13 protein-coding genes are annotated in these 16,530 nt (G+C 72.9%); 3 read left to right on the forward strand and 10 right to left on the reverse strand.

Translation table 11 applies throughout. The annotated features are described in order from the left end of the window. Nucleotides 1-191 precede the first annotated feature (191 nt). From AB0958_RS37755 to AB0958_RS37775, 5 genes are all read right to left on the reverse strand, one after another. Nucleotides 192-1,247, reverse strand: coding sequence for a LacI family DNA-binding transcriptional regulator (locus tag AB0958_RS37755; RefSeq protein ID WP_366895010.1), 1,056 nt, complete (start codon nt 1,245-1,247; stop codon nt 192-194). Nucleotides 1,248-1,302: 55 nt separating this feature from the next. After that, on the reverse strand, nt 1,303-2,760 hold the full coding sequence (locus AB0958_RS37760; protein ID WP_366895011.1) for a GH1 family beta-glucosidase: 1,458 nt from the start codon (nt 2,758-2,760) through the stop codon (nt 1,303-1,305). Nucleotides 2,761-2,863: 103 nt separating this feature from the next. Next, entirely contained in the window at nt 2,864-3,784 is a 921-nt protein-coding gene (locus AB0958_RS37765) for a carbohydrate ABC transporter permease (RefSeq protein WP_366895012.1), read from the reverse strand. A 14-nt stretch (nt 3,785-3,798) separates the two neighbouring features. After that, nucleotides 3,799-4,791: a sugar ABC transporter permease gene (locus AB0958_RS37770; RefSeq protein ID WP_360565751.1), complete on the reverse strand. Its 993-nt coding sequence runs from the start codon at nt 4,789-4,791 to the stop codon at nt 3,799-3,801. Nucleotides 4,792-5,322: 531 nt separating this feature from the next. Next, nucleotides 5,323-6,639: an extracellular solute-binding protein gene (locus tag AB0958_RS37775; protein WP_366895013.1), complete on the reverse strand. Its 1,317-nt coding sequence runs from the start codon at nt 6,637-6,639 to the stop codon at nt 5,323-5,325. Nucleotides 6,640-7,575: 936 nt separating this feature from the next. Here AB0958_RS37775 and AB0958_RS37780 point away from each other — a divergent pair. Beyond that, entirely contained in the window at nt 7,576-9,006 is a 1,431-nt protein-coding gene (locus AB0958_RS37780) for a GH1 family beta-glucosidase (RefSeq protein WP_366895014.1), read from the forward strand. Between the two features lie 82 nt (nt 9,007-9,088). Here AB0958_RS37780 and AB0958_RS37785 read toward each other — a convergent pair whose 3' ends face one another. From AB0958_RS37785 to AB0958_RS37795, 3 genes are all read right to left on the reverse strand, one after another. Beyond that, on the reverse strand, nt 9,089-10,561 hold the full coding sequence (locus AB0958_RS37785; protein WP_366895015.1) for a cellulose binding domain-containing protein: 1,473 nt from the start codon (nt 10,559-10,561) through the stop codon (nt 9,089-9,091). A 133-nt stretch (nt 10,562-10,694) separates the two neighbouring features. Then, on the reverse strand, nt 10,695-12,089 hold the full coding sequence (locus tag AB0958_RS37790) for a HAMP domain-containing sensor histidine kinase (RefSeq protein WP_366895016.1): 1,395 nt from the start codon (nt 12,087-12,089) through the stop codon (nt 10,695-10,697). Then, the gene (locus AB0958_RS37795; RefSeq protein WP_366895017.1) at nt 12,086-12,796 is read right to left on the reverse strand and encodes a response regulator transcription factor; all 711 of its coding nucleotides are present in this window, start codon (nt 12,794-12,796) and stop codon (nt 12,086-12,088) included. The genes AB0958_RS37790 and AB0958_RS37795 overlap by 4 nt, the downstream gene beginning before the upstream one ends. Before the next feature lie 98 nt (nt 12,797-12,894). Here AB0958_RS37795 and AB0958_RS37800 point away from each other — a divergent pair, with 98 nt between their 5' ends. Further along, nucleotides 12,895-13,425: a hypothetical protein gene (locus AB0958_RS37800; RefSeq protein ID WP_366895018.1), complete on the forward strand. Its 531-nt coding sequence runs from the start codon at nt 12,895-12,897 to the stop codon at nt 13,423-13,425. A 9-nt stretch (nt 13,426-13,434) separates the two neighbouring features. On the opposite strand, the gene AB0958_RS37805 is transcribed toward AB0958_RS37800, so the two are convergent. Both AB0958_RS37805 and AB0958_RS37810 read right to left on the reverse strand, forming a co-directional pair. Continuing rightward, nucleotides 13,435-14,304 (reverse strand): fused MFS/spermidine synthase, encoded by an 870-nt coding sequence (locus AB0958_RS37805; RefSeq protein ID WP_366895019.1) that lies wholly within the window; start codon nt 14,302-14,304, stop codon nt 13,435-13,437. A 57-nt stretch (nt 14,305-14,361) separates the two neighbouring features. Then, entirely contained in the window at nt 14,362-14,766 is a 405-nt protein-coding gene (locus AB0958_RS37810) for a hypothetical protein (RefSeq protein WP_366895020.1), read from the reverse strand. 255 nt (nt 14,767-15,021) lie between these two features. Between AB0958_RS37810 and AB0958_RS37815 the strand changes: the two genes are divergently transcribed. Next, nucleotides 15,022-16,527: a hypothetical protein gene (locus AB0958_RS37815; protein WP_366895021.1), complete on the forward strand. Its 1,506-nt coding sequence runs from the start codon at nt 15,022-15,024 to the stop codon at nt 16,525-16,527. The last annotated feature ends 3 nt before the right edge of the window (nt 16,528-16,530 follow it).

Raw genomic sequence — 16,530 nt, forward strand, 5'->3', positions numbered from 1 at the left:
CAGCCGGGTGCTCTACCGATCGGCCGGAGGCCGGGGGCCGAGGCCGGAGGCCGGGGGCCGAGGCCGGAGGCCGGGGGCCGAGGCCGGAGGCCGGGGGCCGGGGCCGGGGGCCGGGGCCGGAGGCCGGGGGCCGGGGCCGGAGGCCGGGGGCCGGGGCCGGAGGCCGGGGCCGGGGGCCGGGGGCCGGGGCGTTAGGAGGATGTTCGGATTACCAGTTCTGTGGGGAGTACCGCGTGTCTGCGTTCCGGGCCGCGGGATTCGGCCGGGCGGCGGTCGGCGATCTCGGCCAGCAGGAGGTCGATCATCGCGCGGCCCATCTCCACTATGGGCTGGCGGACGCTGGTGAGCGGCGGTTCCATGTGGCGGGCGATGGCCGAGTCGTCGTACCCGACCAGTGCCACGTCGTCGGGGATGCGGCGGCCCGCCTCGCGCAGCACCTGGCGGGCGCCCGCCGCCGTCACGTCGGAGCCGGCGAAGACCGCGTCCAGCGCGGGCTCGCGCTCCAGCAGCCGGGTCATCGCGCGCCGGCCGCCCTCCTCGGTGAAGTCCCCCGGTTCGATGAGGAGTTCGTTCACCTGGTGGCCGGCGTCGCGCAGGGCGTCGCGGTAGCCGTCGACGCGCCGCTGGGCGCCGTACACGTCCAGGCGGCCGGTGATGTGCGCGATCGTCCGGCGGCCGCCGGCCAGCAGGTGCTCGACGGCCGAGCGGCCGCCGCCGTAGTTGTCGGAGTCGACCGACGTCAGCGACTCGGCGGCGGAGCGCGGGCCGCTGATCACCGCGGGGATGTCCAGCTGGGCGAGCAGGTCGGGCAGTGGGTCGTCGGCGTGCACGGACACCAGCAGGACGCCGTCCACGCGGTGGGCGGCCAGGTACTGGGCGAGCCGCTCCCGCTCCCGGTCGCTGCCCGCGAAGATCAGCAGCAACTGCATCTGGGTGTCGGAGAGTTCCGCACCCACGCCGCTGAGCATGTCGGAGAAGTACGGCTCCGCGAAGAACCGGGTCTCCGGCTCCGGGACGACCAGGGCGATGGCGTCCGTGCGGTTGGCGGCCAGCGCGCGGGCGGCGGTGTTGGGCACGTAGCCGAGTTCGTTGACGGCCGCCTCGACGGCCGCCCGGGTCGCGTCGCTGACCCGCGGCGAGCCGTTGATCACCCGCGACACCGTGCCGCGGCCCACGCCGGCCCGGGCGGCGACCTCCTCCAGGGTCGGCCGCCGGGCACCTCGGCCCCGCTCGCCCTTGACCGTCATGGTCGCCGCCTTCCGTTCGCAGCTTTCAGGCCAGGAATGTAACAGCCGTGCCGGGTCAGCCCTGGTGGCCGGCGGCCGGCAGGGCGTTCTGGCGGATCACCTCCGCGTACCAGTGTGCGCTCGCCTTGGGGATGCGGCGCTGGGTGCCGTAGTCGACGTAGACGGCGCCGAAACGCTTCGAGTAGCCGTAGGACCACTCGAAGTTGTCCAGCAGGGACCACAGGAAGTAGCCGCGGACGTCCGCTCCGTCGGCGACGGCCTGCCGGACGGCGTCCAGGTGGGCGTGCAGGTAGGCGATCCGCTGCGGGTCGTTGACCCGGCCCTCGGGAGAGACGTAGTCGTCGAAGGCGGCGCCGTTCTCGGTGACCATCAGGGGCAGCCGGGGGTGCGAGGCGGCGAGGCCGGTCAGCAGGGTGTGCAGGCCGCGCGGGTCGATGGCCCAGTTCATCGCGGTGAGCTGGTCGTTGGCCAGGTGGAAGGCCACGTCGTCGGCGCCCGTCCACGGGGAGTGGTCGCTCGCGCCGTGCCCGTCGTCGCGGGTGCTCGCGTCGCCCTCGACGGCCGCGGAGACCACGGTCGGGGAGTAGTAGTTGACGCCGAGCAGGTCGATGGGGCGGGAGATGTCGGTGAGGTCGCCGTCGTGGATCAGCTCCGCCCAGTCGACGAGGTGCCCGGTGTCGGCGAGCAGGTCCTCGGGGTAGGCGCCGTCCAGGATCGGGCCGGTGAAGATCCGGTTGCCGACCGCGTCGATACGGCGGGCCGCCTCGGCGTCCGCGGCGCTGTCGGTCAGCGGGCGCACCTCGTGCAGGTTGAGGGTGATGGAGGTCTGCGCGGTCGCCGGCAGGTTGTCCCGCAGCGCCCCGACCGCCCGGCCGTGGGCCAGGTTCAGGTGGTGCGCGGCGCGCAGGGTGGCCGCCGGGTCGGTACGGCCGGGGGCGTGCACGCCGGAGCCGTAGCCCAGGAAGGCGCTGCACCAGGGCTCGTTGAGGGTGGTCCACACGCCCACGCGGTCGCCCAGGGCGCGGGCCATGATCTCGGCGTAGTCGGCGAAGCGGTACGCGGTGTCCCGCTGCGGCCAGCCGCCCGCGTCCTCCAGTTCCTGGGGCAGGTCCCAGTGGTAGAGGGTGGCGACCGGGGTGATGCCGGCGGTGAGGAGTTCGTCGGTGAGCCGCCGGTAGAAGTCCAGCCCGCGCTCGACGGCGGGTCCGCGGCCGGTGGGCTGCACCCGGGACCAGGAGACGGAGAACCGGTAGGCCTTGAGACCGAGGTCCTTCATCAGGGCCACGTCGTCCTTGTACCGGTGGTAGTGGTCGGCGGCGATGTCACCGGTGTCGCCGTTGCGGACCTTCCCGGGGGTGTGGCTGAAGGTGTCCCAGATGGAGGGGGTGCGGCCGTCCTCGGCGGCGGCCCCCTCCACCTGGTACGCGGCGGTGGCGGCACCCCAGACGAAGCCGGGCGGGAAGGAGGTGTGGGAGGCCGACTGGGCGCTGGCCTCGGTTCGTACGGCGGTCATGGTGAGAACGCTCCCGAAGTGGCGTGGGAAAGGGGGCAGGGGGAGTCCGACGGGGTGCTGCTGCGAGAGGGGGTGCCGCCCGGCCGGGCCGGGGCGGCCCGGGTCAGCCCTTGACGGCGCCCGCCATGATTCCTCCGACGATCTGCTTGCCGAAGATCACGAAGACCAGCAGCAGTGGGAGGGTGCTGATCAGCGCGCCGGCCATGACGATGCTCTGGTCGGGGGTGTAGGAGGCGCTGAGCTGGCCGAGGGCGACCTGGAGGGTGGGGTTGTCCTGGCTCAGCGCGAGGAAGGGCCAGAAGAAGTCGTTCCACGCCTGGACGAAGGTGAGCATGCCCAGCACCATCATCGCGGGCCGGGCGGCGGGCAGCACCACGTTCCACACGATGCGGATGTTGGTCGCGCCGTCCACCTTGGCCGCCTCGATGAGTTCGTAGGGCAGGGCCTCCAGCAGGTACTGGCGCATGAAGAAGACACCGAAGGCGCCGACCAGGGTCGGGAAGATCACCGACTCCAGCTTTCCGCCCCAGCCGATGTCGGCCATCATCATGAACAGCGGTACGACGCTGAGCTGCGGCGGGATCGTCAGGGTGGCGATGACGGCGGTCATCAGGGCCCCCCGGCCGCGGAACCGCATCTTGGCGAAGGCGTAGCCGGCCAGGGTGCAGAAGAACAGGGTGGCCGCGGTGATGCAGCCCGACACGATCACGCTGTTGACGATCGCCTTGCCCAGGTTGGCCTGGTCCCAGGCGGTCTGGAGGTTGCTCCACAGCCTGCCGCCCGGCAGCAGCGGGGGCGGGCTGTCGAGGACCCGCTGCTGGTCGTGCGAGGCGGCCACCAGCGTCCAGTACAGCGGGAAGATCGAGCCCAGGCCGACGACGACCAGGGCGAGGTAGGTGAGGGGGCCGCCCTTGAGCTGCTGCCCGGCGCCGAGCTTGAGCCGTACGCGGTTCCTGGCCGGGGCGGCGGCCGGCGGCAGCGGGTCGAGGCCCGGCGCGGTGTTGGTGGGGCTGGTCGTGGTCATCGATATCGCTCCCGTCAGGCCGCGCTCTTGCGCAGGAACCGGCCGACGATCAGGTTGATCAGGGCGATGAGCAGCAGCAGGGCGAGCATCGCCCAGGCGACCGCCGCGGCCGGACCGAGGTGCCCCAGCTTCCAGCCGTAGTTGTAGAGGTAGATGCTGAGGGTTTCGTACTGGTGCTCGTTGCCGCCGGTGGAGCCGAGCGTGCCGCCCTGGAGCAGCAGCGGCTCACCGAACAACTGCATGGAGCCGATCGTCGAGATGACGATGGTGAACAGGATCGTCGGCCGCAGCGAGGGGATGGTCACCTTGCGGAACTGCTGCCAGCGGGTCGCCCCGTCGATGGACGCGGCCTCGTACAGGTCGGTGGGCACGGCCTGCATGGCGGCCAGGTAGATCAGCGCGTTGTAGCCGGTCCAGCGCCAGATCACGATGACCGAGATGGCGATCTTCGAGGTCCATTCGCCGTTGCCCCAGTCGGTGTTGCCGATGCCGACGAAGTGCAGCACCCAGTTGAGGATGCCGCCGTCGGCGCGGAACACCAGGGCGAAGACCAGGGCCGCGGTCGCCACCGAGGTGGCGTACGGGGTGAGGACGACCGTCCGCCAGAACGTGCTGGCGCGCAGCTTGTAGTTGAGGAGGTGGGCGAGGCCGAGGGCCACGAGCAGCTGCGGGACGGTCGAGATGACGCCGATCAGGAAGGTGTTGGAGACGGCCGTCCAGAACTCCGAGTCCTGGAGGATCTTGGTGAAGTTGTCGAAGCCGACCCACTCCGACGTGCTGAGGCTCGTCATCTCCACCCGGTGCAGGGCGATCCACCCGGTGTAGATGAGGGGGTAGAGCCCGAAGGCACCGAAGATGAGGAAGAACGGGGCGATGTACGCGTACGGGGACGCGAGGTCGTCGAAGCGCCACAGCCGGCTGCGCCAGGCGCCGCGTCCGTTCGGCGCGGTACCGGAGCCGCCGGCGGGCGGGGTGGGGGCACCCCGTGTGGGTGTTGTCGTTGCCACGGGGGATTTCCTTCCTGGGGGTTCGGCCGGGGAACGGGGGCGGGACGGGGCCGGTGGGACGGGCGGGACCGGGCCGGGCGGACCGGACTGGGCGGACCGGGCCGGGCGGACCGGGCCGGGCGGGCCGCACCGGGCGGACCGGACCGGACCGGGCGGACCGGACCGGACCGGGCGGGCCGGACCGGACCGGGCGGGCCGGACCGGGCGGGCCGGACCGGGCGAGACCGGACCGGGCCGGACCGGGCGAGACCGGACCGGGCCGGACCGGGCGAGACCGGGCCGGACCGGGCGGGGTCGGGGGCCGCCGGTCGCGGGACCACCGCGCGCCGGTGCCCGGCACGTCCTACCCACGTGCCGGACACCGACGCGCGGACCGCCGCCCGTACCGACGGGTCCCGGTACGGAGTCCCGTCCGCCGGTCCGGGTGACGGCGTTCGGGGCGGAGGCCGCCCCGGTGGCGTCCGCGGCCGCACGGCCCCGGACGCCACAGCGCGGCGCGGGCGGCCGGTGGGCCGCCCGCACCGCGGGTCGTCAGCCGATCACCTTGTCGATCGCGTCGGTCGCGGCCTTCCACGCGTCGGCGGGCTTGGTGCCCCGCTGCTCCATGTTGTTGATCTGCGTGGAGATCGTGTCCTTGATCGTCGCGTCCTTCGGGCCGAGCACCGCCTCGGGGATGGACTTGGCCTCGTCGGCGTAGATCTGGCCGATCGGCGCGTTGTTGAAGTACGGCAGCGTCGCGTTCTTCACGCTGGCGAGTTCATAGGCGCCCTTGTTCGACGGGAAGACACCGATCGCCTTGAACACCTCGGCCTGCTGCTCCGGAGCGGTCAGCCACTTGACGAGCTCGGCGGCCTCCTTGGTGTGCTTGCCGCTCTTGGGCACGGCCAGGAAGGAGCCGCCCCAGTTGGCGGCGGTCGTACCGGGTGCCTTGGCGATGTCCCACTTGCCCTTGAAGGCGTCACCGGAGTTGGTGGAGATCTGGCCGGCCATCCAGGCGGGGCAGGCCACGGTGGCCACGCTGCCCTTGCGCAGCGCCGCCGTCCAGGCGTCGGTGAACTGCGCGAGGCCGTGGGTCAGCTTCTTCGACGCGGCCTCGGCGGCCAGGTTCCAGCCCTGCTGCACGGAGGGGCTGTCCTTGTAGATCGCCTTGCCGTCGGCGTCGTAGTACTGCTGCGCGGAGGAGCTGACCACCGCGTTGTACATGGCGCTCGCGGAGTCCATGAAGTAGGTCCCGGAGGGGGCCTTCTTCTTGTACTGCTCGCCGAGCTTGAGGTAGTCCTCCCAGCCGCCCGCGACGGCCTTGGCGACGGCGTCGCGGTCGGTGGGCAGGCCCGCCTGCTGGAAGAGGTCCCGGCGGTAGCACAGGGACATCGGGCCGATGTCGGTGCCGGCGCCTATGACCGTGCCGTCCTTGGCGGTGGCCTGCTTCTCCTTCCAGGAGACCCAGTCGTTCACGTCGATCGTCTTGCTCAGGTCGGTGAACTTGGCCGCCTGGGTGTCGGCGACCTCCTTGATGCGCCCCACCTCGATGCCCGTGACGTCCGCCAGGCCACTGCCCGTGTTCAGCTGCTGAAGGAGCTTCGGGTAGTAGTCCTGCTCGTTCGCGGTGGTCTCTTCCTTCACCGTGATCTTCGGGTGCAGCTTGTGGTACTTCGCGAACAGGTCGGCTTCCTTGTAGCCGAACTGGCCGAAGTCGGCCACCTTGAGAGTGATGTTCCCGTTGGAGTCCGAGCTGTCCGAGTTGCTGTCGCTGCTGCAACCGGTCAGCAGCAGGGCCGAGGCGGTCAGAACCGTTGTGGTCAGGGCCGCAGCTCTGCGGCCGCGACCGCCGGGACGGGTGATGCGCATTCCACTACTCCTTGTTCCAGTGGGGAACGGGATCTCAGGAAGCAGACCGCCGGGGTCCGACGGTCCGGACCTGCCCTCTCGGTGCGAGCAGCGGCCGGCCCACAGCACTCGGTGTGCGGTGAAAAGGTGCTGGTCAACGGGGTGCGGTGACAACAGAGGGAAGGACCATGGGGTGGTTCGGTGCACACGGGAGGCGTTCCCCCGACTACCCGTGGGACCGCTCCCACGCGGCATGCCGGAAGACTGGTTCCTGCCGGGCCAGCTGTCAAGACTTGAAAACGGCGTTGTTGCCCAAGCGTGTTCCGTACGTCACGGGAATGTGTCGCCCCGCCGGGTTTCACCGGCCGGACACCGGCTCGTCTCGTCCTGGAATCACGCAGGTCACGGGCGCGGCGATCCCAGGCGTCACAGGGGTCGCAGGTCAGGAGGGGGTGGCGTCGGGGATTTCCGCGTCGGAACGTGGAACGCCCGGGAGGGGCGCCGGAAGGTGAACGAAGAGCCGCGCGGGGCGGCTGCCGCCGCGCATCCGGGAGGAGCGCGTCGCCGGCGCCCGCTTGCACCCCTGCCCCAAGGCTCACGCTTGCGCCCCTGCCCCGAGGCTCATGCCGGGGCCCGGCCACCCGACCGCCGGGGCGCCGGCCACCCGACCGCCGCGGCACCGGCGCTCCCGGCCCCGGGTGCGTCGCGGTTGGTCGCTCAGTTCCCCGCACCCCCTTGCGGCCGCCCGGCACCACCGCCCGAACCCCCGGCCGCCACCCACCCCGGCCACCCGACCACCGCGACACCGGCGCTCCCGGCCCCAGGCTCGTCGTCGCTGGTTGCGCAGCTCCCCCGCGCCCCCGTGGGGTGCGTCGCGTGGTGGTTCGGTGGGCAGGGGTTTGTCGTGGGAGCGCTCCCATGCATAATGGGGGCACATCGACCCATGGGAGCGCTTCCATGCCCGAACCGCTGACCGTGACCTTTCCTCCGGCCTTCCTCTGGGGCGCCGCGACCTCCGCCTACCAGATCGAGGGGGCGGTGCGGGAGGACGGCCGCACCCCCTCGATCTGGGACACCTTCAGCCATACGCCGGGCAAGACGGCCGGTGGCGACACCGGCGACATCGCCGTCGACCACTACCACCGCTACCGCGACGACGTGGCGCTGATGGCGGACCTCGGCCTGACCGCGTACCGGTTCTCGGTCTCCTGGTCGCGGGTCCAGCCGACCGGCCGGGGTCCGGCGGTCCAGGTGGGCCTGGACTTCTACCGCAGGCTGGTGGACGAGCTGCTGGCGAAGGGCATCAAGCCCGCCGTCACCCTCTACCACTGGGACCTGCCGCAGGAGCTGGAGGACACGGGCGGCTGGCCGGAGCGGGAGACGGCCCACCGGTTCGCCGAGTACGCGGGGATCGTCGCCGAGGCGCTCGGCGACCGCGTCGAGCAGTGGATCACCCTCAACGAACCCTGGTGCAGCGCTTTCCTGGGCTACGGCTCCGGCGTGCACGCCCCCGGCCGTACCGACCCGGCGGCCACCCTGCGCGCCGCGCACCACCTCAACCTGGCCCACGGCCTGGCCACTTCGGCGCTGCGTTCGGTGCTGCCGGCCCACCACCAGGTGGCGATCAGCCTCAACTCCTCGGTGGTACGGCCGCTGTCGCAGGACCCGGCCGACCTGGTGGCCGTCCGGAAGATCGACGACCTGGCCAACGGGGTGTTCCACGGCCCGATCCTGCACGGCGCGTACCCGGAGTCGTTGTTCGAGGCCACGGCGTCCGTGACGGACTGGTCGTACGTCCTGGACGGTGACCTGGCCACCGTCCACCAGCCGCTGGATGCCCTCGGGCTGAACTACTACACGCCCGCCCTGGTGTCCGCGGCCACCGGCGAGGCGGACGGCCCGCGCGCGGACGGCCACGGCGGCGGCGACCACTCGCCCTGGCCGGGCGCCGAGGACGTGACCTTCCACCAGACGCCCGGCGAGCGCACCGAGATGGGCTGGACGATCGACCCGACGGGCCTGCACGAGCTGATCATGCGCTACTCCCGGGAGGCCCCGGGGCTGCCCCTGTACATCACCGAGAACGGCGCGGCCTACGACGACAAGCCCGACCCGGACGGCACCGTCCACGACCCCGAGCGCATCGCCTACCTGCACGGCCACCTTTCGGCGGTGCGCCGCGCCATCAACGACGGCGCGGACGTGCGCGGCTACTACCTGTGGTCCCTGATGGACAACTTCGAGTGGGCGTACGGCTACGGCAAGCGGTTCGGCGCGGTGTACGTCGACTACGCGACCCTCGCCCGCACCCCGAAGGCCAGCGCGCACTGGTACGCGCAGGCGGCCCGCACGGGCACCCTGCCGCCGGCCCGGCCGGCGGTGGCCTGAGCCGAGGGGGCGCGGCCCTTGGGGGGTGCCGCGCCCCCTCCTCCCCCTCATGCCCGCTCCACCGCCACCGGCAGGGGGCGCGTCAGCCGATCGCCTTGAAGGCGTTCGAGAAGGCGAACGGGTCCTGGACGACCGAGCTGCAGGTGGCGTCCGCGGTGGGCTTGGCGCCGCCCGCGCACTGCTTGTCGCGGGTGGCCGACCACATCGACAGGCCGCCGAGGCCCTTGGACCTGGCGAAGTCCGCGAGCTGGGTGGCGTCGTCGACCTTGAAGACCTCGGAGGAGACGTCGTTGACGCCGATCATCGGGGTGACCGCGACGGACTTCCAGGCGGCGGCGTCGGAGAGGCCGAGGACGCTCTTGATCTGGGCCTGGGTGGCGGTGGCGGCCTGGGTGGCGTAGGTGCCCATGTCACCGTTGTAGGAGGCGCCGTAGTCCATCGCCATGATGTTGACGGTGCTGATCTTCACGCCGTTGGCCTTGGCGTCGGTGAGCAGGTTCACGCCGTCCTGGGTGAGGCCCTCGGGCATCACCGGGAGGGTGAAGGAGACGTTCAGGTCCGGGTGGCTCGCCTGGAGCCTGGCTATCGCCTTGGCCCGGGCGGTGTTCGCCGTGCCGTTCGGGAGCGCACCGCCCTCCACGTCGAAGTCGACCTTGGTCAGCTTGTAGGCGTCCACGACCTTGCCGTACGCCGTCGCCAGCGCGTCCGCCGAGGAGCAGGTGGTGGCGAGTTCGGAGCCGGACGCGCCGCCGAAGGAGACCCGGACGTCTCCGCCCTTCGCGCGCAGCGCGCCGATCTGGGCGGCGACCCCGTCGCTGGACAGGTCCGACACCCCGCCCCACTTGGGGGTGCAGCCGCCGCCGTCGGTGATGAAGGCGAGGTTGTAGTTCTTCACGCCGGTCGCGTTCACCGCCGCGAGCAGGTCGAACGCCGGGTAGAGGGAGGTGTCCACGTAGGGCGCGAACCCGGCGGAGGCGGTGGTGCCGGTTCCGGTGCTCTGGCTGGGAGTGGGAGTGGACGTGGGAGTAGGGGTGGACGTTGGGGTCGGTGTGGGGGTGGACGTGGGAGTCGGTGTGGGGGTGGGCGTGGGGGACTGGGTCGGGCGGCCGCTGGGCTCCGGGGTCGTCGTACCGCCCGCCGAACAGCTCGCGTTGTCGATACGGCAGCCGGTCGGGTCCCCGCTGCCGTTGACGACGAATCCGACGGTGACCGACTTGCCGACCGCGAGGCCGTCCGTGTCCCACTTCGCCGGCCGCACGGTGACGTGCTGACCGCTCACCGTGGACTCGGCGTTCCACAGGGAGCTGAGCTTCGCGCCGGCCGGCAGGTCGAACTCCAGGGTCCAGTCCTTCTCCGTCGCGCCGCTGTTGTTGGTGACGACGTACTGCGCGGTGTACCCGGTCGACCAGTCACTGGTCTTCGTGTACGCGGCCCCGACCCCGGCGGCCTGCGCGATGCCGCTGAACACGATCGCGCCGCCGCCGACGACGGCCGCCGCGACCAGACCGCCGATCGCCTTGCTCCTGTTGCTGATCCTGCGCCGGTGCGTGCTCATGCCGTGCCTGCCTTCGCCTGCCGAGAGGGGGTGGGATGCGGCAGCACGCTAGCGACCGGGAATCGGACAAACGGCTTGATGGGGACGGCCGTCCGGGATCTTAGGGCGCGCTTAAGGAAGGGATCGGGACCGATTAAAGGTCGAGACCAATTGTGCGCGTCCGGTGCCCGGCCCGGCGCCGGCGCACGCTCCCCCGGTGCCCCGTGCGCTCCGGCTTCCGGCCGCCCAGCTGGATCCAGATCCGCACCTCGGTCCCGCCGAGCACCGACGAGCCGATCCGCACGTCCCCGCCCGTCGACTCGGCGAGCCGGCGCACGATGTCAAGGCCGAGCCCGGTCGAACCGGCCGCTCCGGACCCCTTGCCACGGGCCATCGCCGCCTCCGGGTCCCGGATGCCCTGCCCGGCGTCGGAGACCAGCACGATGACCGCGTCGTCCGCGTTGTGCACGTCGACCGCGAAGGCGGTGCCCTCGGCGGTGTGCCGGAAGACGTTGCCGAGCAGCGCGTCCAGGGCGGCGGCCAGGTCCGCGCGGGCGACGGGTATGCGGACCGGCCGGTCCACGCCGGCCACCCGCCACTTGCGGCCCTCGTCCTCCGCGAGGGCCGACCAGAACCCCATCCGCTCCCGTACCACCTCGGCCGCGTCGCAGCCGGCGCCCGGCCCGACGGCCGCCGTCTGCGGCTTGGCCTCCCGGGCGGTACGGATGATGGTGTCGACCTCCCGCTCCAGCTGTGCGACGGCGGCCCGGGTCTGCTCGGCGGCGGTCCCGTCCCCGAGGGAGGCCGCGTTCAGCCGCAGCACGGTGAGCGGGGTGCGCAGCCGGTGCGACAGATCGGCCGCCAGCTCCCGCTCGTTGGCCAGCAGTTGGACGACCTGGTCGGCCATGGAGTTGAAGGCGGCCGCCGCCAGCCGCAGTTCGGTCGGCCCCTCCTCGGGCACCCGCGCCCCCAGCTTGCCCTCCCCCAGTTCGTGCGCGCCCTCGACCAGCCGCTGGGCGGGCTGCACCATCCGCACGCCCAGCCGGTCGGCGACGGCGACGGAGCCGACGATCAGCGCCAGGCCGACGGCGGCGAGCACCCCCCAGGCCGCGAGGACCCCGTGGCTCACCTCGGACTCGGGGACGTACACCTCGACGACCGCGATGGCACCGGAGCCGAGCGCGACGGGCTGCAGCAGGGTCGATCCGCCGGCCACCCCCGTGGTGGAGGCCCGCCCCAGCTTCCGGACGGTGGCGATGTCCCCGTCGGCGGCGCGCTGCCGCCCGATGTCGACGGCCGCGTTGCCCCCGGCGGCGGGTATGTGCACGGCCATGCCCCGGTCGGCGCCCGCCGAGGCGACCACCCGCTCCAGCTTGTCCCGGTCGGTGGTGATGGACAGGGCGGGGGCGACGGCGGCGGCCTGCCGCTCGGCGTTGGAGAAGGCGCGGTCCCGGGCCATCTCCTTGATGACCAGGCCGAGCGGGACCGCGAAGGCGACCACGACCATCGCGGTGACCGCCAGACAGACCTTGACCAGTGCCCATCTCATCCGACCGGCCTCACTTCCCCGCCCGGTGGCTCCAGCTTCACGCCGACCCCCCGAAGTGTGTGCAGATAGCGCGGCCGGGCCGCCGTCTCCCCCAACTTCCGGCGGAGCCACGACAGGTGGACGTCGATCGTCTGGTCGTCCCCGTAGGACTGCTGCCACACCTCCGCGAGCAGTTCCCGGCGGGGCACGACGACCCCTGGCCGGCCGGCGAGGAACGCCAGCAGATCGAACTCCCGCCGGGTCAGATCGAGCCGTACGCCGTCCAACTCGGCCTGCCGGCGCAGCGGATCGACGGCCAGCCCACCCACCCGCAGCACACTCGACGACGGCGGCTCGCCCCCGCCGGACCGGGCCCGGCGCAGTACGGCCGCCATCCGCGCCGACAGGTGCTCGACGGAGAACGGCTTCGTCAGGTAGTCGTCCGCGCCGGCGTTCAGCAGCCGGACGATCTCGGCCTCGTCGTCCCGCGCGGTGGCGATGATCACCGGCACGTCCGTGATCCCGCGCAGCATCTTCAGGGCCTCGGAGCCGTCCAGGTCCGGCAGTCCGAGGTCCAGGACGACCACGTCGAAACGGAAATGGGCGACCTCGCGCAGCGCCTCCAGTGCCGTACCGACGCTGCGCACGGTGTGCGAGGCGTCGGTCAGCTGCCGGATGAGCGCCGAGCGTACGAACTGGTCGTCCTCGACCACGAGCACACTTGCCATGCGCCGCACCGTACGCCATGCGGCGGGGCCCGGTCGGGGCCTGTGGACAACTCGGTGCGCGTGCGCACGGCGCTGCCGCTGGGGCAGTATGGCCCGCGATGCGCAGAGGACTCGTACACGTACTGGCCTGGCTGCTCGCCACGGGCGCGGCGGCCACGCTGTCGTGGTGGGGCGTGCACACGGTGATGGCGGGCACGGCCTACGACCCGCCGCGCGCCCTGCCCGTCACGGCGACGGGCGACGTCCCGACGACCCAGGGCGCCCGGCCGCCGACGTCACCGGCGCCCGGCCCGCCGTCGCGGACCGCCGCCCCGCGCCCGTCGGCGACCTCAACCCAGGCCCCCTCCCGCACCCCGGCGACCACCTCGGACCCCTCGGCCACCGCCACCGCGTCCGCCACCGCCTCCGGGCGGGTGAAGGCCTACGACACCGACGGCGGGCGGGCGGTCTTCGACCTGGGCGACGCCGATGCCACCCTGGTCTCGGCGACGCCGGGCACGGGCTGGTCGATGCAGGTGTGGAAGACGGAGACCTGGATCCGCGTCGAGTTCAGCAGGAGCACGGACCGGGTGACGGTCTTCTGCACCTGGCACGACGGCCCACCGCAGGTGCAGGTGGAGACGTACTGACCCGCGGACTCACCGGAAGACCGAGGGCGGCGGAGCCGGCGACGCCACGGCCGCCGCATCGGTCACGGCCACCGCCCCGCCGGTGAAGTCCCGCAGGGTCCGGCCGTGTTCGAGCCGCCCCGGGTGCGGGTCGGACGCACAGCGGCGGGTCAGCTCGGCGACGGGCAGCTGCCTGTCGGCCGCCACCAGCACCGCGTTGCCGAACCGTTTCCCCCGCCAGACCGCCGCATCCGCCACCACCGCGACCTCCGTGAACCGCGCCGCCGCGGTGGCGATCTGTCCCCTCAGGTGGGCGAGCGGCGGCCCGTCCGCGAGGTTGGCCGCGTAGGCGCCCCCCGGCCTCAGCACCCTGCGCACCTCGTCCAGGAACTCGGTGGACGTCAGATGCGCCGGGGTGCGCGCTCCGCTGAACACATCCGCGAGGACCAGGTCCGCCCACGCCTCCGGGATCTTCCCGAGTCCCTCCCTGGCGTCCACGGACCGCACCCGGATCCGGGCGGCCGGATCCGGCGGCAGCTCGCGGCGCACCAGCCGGACCAGGGCCGCGTCCCGCTCCACCACCTGCTGGGTGGACCGGGGCCGGGTCGCCGCGACGTACCGCGCCAACGTGAACGCCCCGCCGCCGAGGTGCACCACCTGCACCGGCCGGCCCGGCGGTGCGACGAGGTCGACGACGTGGCCGAGGCGGCGCTGGTACTCGAAGGAGAGGTACGCCGGGTCGTCGAGGTCGACGTGGGACTGCGGGGCACCGTCGATGAGCAGGGTCCAGGCGCGGCCGCGGTCGGGGTCGGGTACGAGCTGCGCGAGGCCGCCGTCGACGGCCTCGACCACCGCTTCGGCGGCGGCCGACCGGCGCCGGGTGTTCCTGGACTTGCCCATCGGGCCATTCTCCCAGGCGGCGCCCGCCGGGGAAATCCAGGCGGCCACGGGTGGCGGTCAGCGGCAGCTGTCCGCGGCCCTGATCAGTCGCGCCGCCTCCCCGAGCGCCCGGCGCAGGACCGCCGGGTCGGTCGCCGGGTCGGCCTCGCCGGGCGGCAGCAGCCAGTCGGAACCGTTGCCCGGCGGTTGCGGGTCGAGTCGCAGCCCGCGTCCGTCGGTGCCGGTACAGGTGCTGCCGGGGACGTCCCAGCCCGCCGCCGTGCCGGCCGGCACCACGAAGCCGAGCGTGCCGCCCCCGTCGTCGTGGAGCACCGGCCCCACGGCCTCTCCGGCTCCCCGGCGCAGGATGTCGACGGCCTCCAGGCCCTGCCGGGCAGGAACCGTCACGAGGTCGCATCCCGCATCGTCTGCCGCCGAAGCCTCCGGCGGCGTACAGGGATCGTTGCTCTGGCTGGTCTCCATCCCGGCCTCCACCGCGCAGCCCGCTTGCCGTCCATGAGGTCCAACGCGCCACCGCGTCAACGGCTACGGCGGAAGTCAGCCGCAAAGGATGGCAGTTCATGGCAGATCGAGGATGAGATATCCGGTTTGTAGCTAAACACTGCGTCACGGGTCCGACACAGCAGGTACGTTCTTGCCCGCCGGAATCAAGGGTCCACTCGGACAACTCACCACGAGTCCGGCATGGTTCGACGGTTCGCACGAGAGGACCCGGCCATGACGTCGTCCACCACGACCTCGTCGCAGCCCGATCGGCCGACACGGCCGAACCTCGCCTTCCGGCAGCTGCGCGGCCGGCACTCGCCGGCCGAGTTCGCCGCGCTGGTACGGCGTGCCGCCCGCGAGATCGGCGAGCGGGTGAGCTGTGACGCGCGGTACATCGGCCGGGTCGAGGCGGGTGAGATCCGCTGCCCGAACTACGCGTACGAACGGGTGTTCCTCCATATGTTCCCCGGCCGCACGCTCGCCGACCTCGGCTTCGCGGCCCGCTCGTCCGTTCGCGGACGCGCGGCGCGGACCGCGGAGGACGTGCCCCGTGCGCCCCTCCCCCGCACCGGGACTGAGACGCCGGGGGCCGCCGAGCCGTATGACCCGCAGGACCCGCACCACCCGTTCGACCGGCAGAACCCGCACCACCCGCATGAACCGCACGAGACGCGGAACCCGCAGGACCCGTTCGAGACGCACGACAACTACAAGGAGAGCGACGTGCTGCGTCGCCTGTTCATGACCGGCGGGGGCGCCACGGTGGCCGCCGCCACGCTGGGCCCCCTGGGCTTCACCATCGACGCGGTGGCGGCGGACCGGCCGGTGCGCCGCGCCGGGACCGCGCACGCGACCGCCCTGGAGGAGGCCGTACGCCGGATCCGGCTGCTGGACGACCGGCACGGCGCGGACGGGCTGTACCGTCGCGCGGCGGCTCCGCTGCGCGCGGCGTACGCGCTCCTTGACGCCGGCGCGACCCGGCAGACGACCGCCGAGCGGCTGCACTCGGGCGCCGGTGAACTGGCCATCTCCGTGGGATGGCTGGCGCACGACTCCGGCCGCTTCGACGACGCCCGCTCGCACTACGCCGAGGCGCTGGCGACCGCGCGGATGACCGGAGACCCCGGCCTGGAGGCGCACGCCTTCTGCAACACGGCGTTCCTGGCCCGGGACGCCGGGCGGCCCAGGGAGGCGGTGCGGGCGGCCCAGGCCGCGCAGCGCGTCGCGCGCCCGCTGGGCTCGGCCCGCCTGATGTCCCTGCTCGCGCTGCGCGAGGCGGGCGGCTGGGCGGGGCTCGCCGACCGCACCGGCTGTGAACAGGCGCTGGCCCGTGCGCAGGCCCTCTTCGAGCGGGGCCACTCGGACGCCGATCCCGAGTGGATGAGCTTCTACGGAGAGGCCGAACTGGAGGGGTTGGAGGCGCAGTGCTGGTCGACGCTGGGCGACTGGCGCAGGGCCTCGCGGCACGCGCGCCGGGCCGCCGAGCTGCAGGACCCGCACTTCACCAGGAACATCGCCCTGTACACGGCGGAACTGGCCGACGACCTCGCGCGCGGCGGGCGCCCCGACGAGGCCGCGACGGCGGGGATGCGGGTCCTGGAGCTGCTGGACCAGGTCCAGTCCTCGCGGATCCAGGGGATGCTGGCGGGGACGGCGCGGGTGCTGCTGCCGCACCGGCGGGCGAGCGGGGTCCAGGAGTTCCTGGACCGGCACGCGTCGACACCGAGGGTGGTCTAGGAC

This window comes from Streptomyces sp. NPDC006655, from assembly GCF_040703965.1.
Classification (GTDB): domain Bacteria; phylum Actinomycetota; class Actinomycetes; order Streptomycetales; family Streptomycetaceae; genus Streptomyces.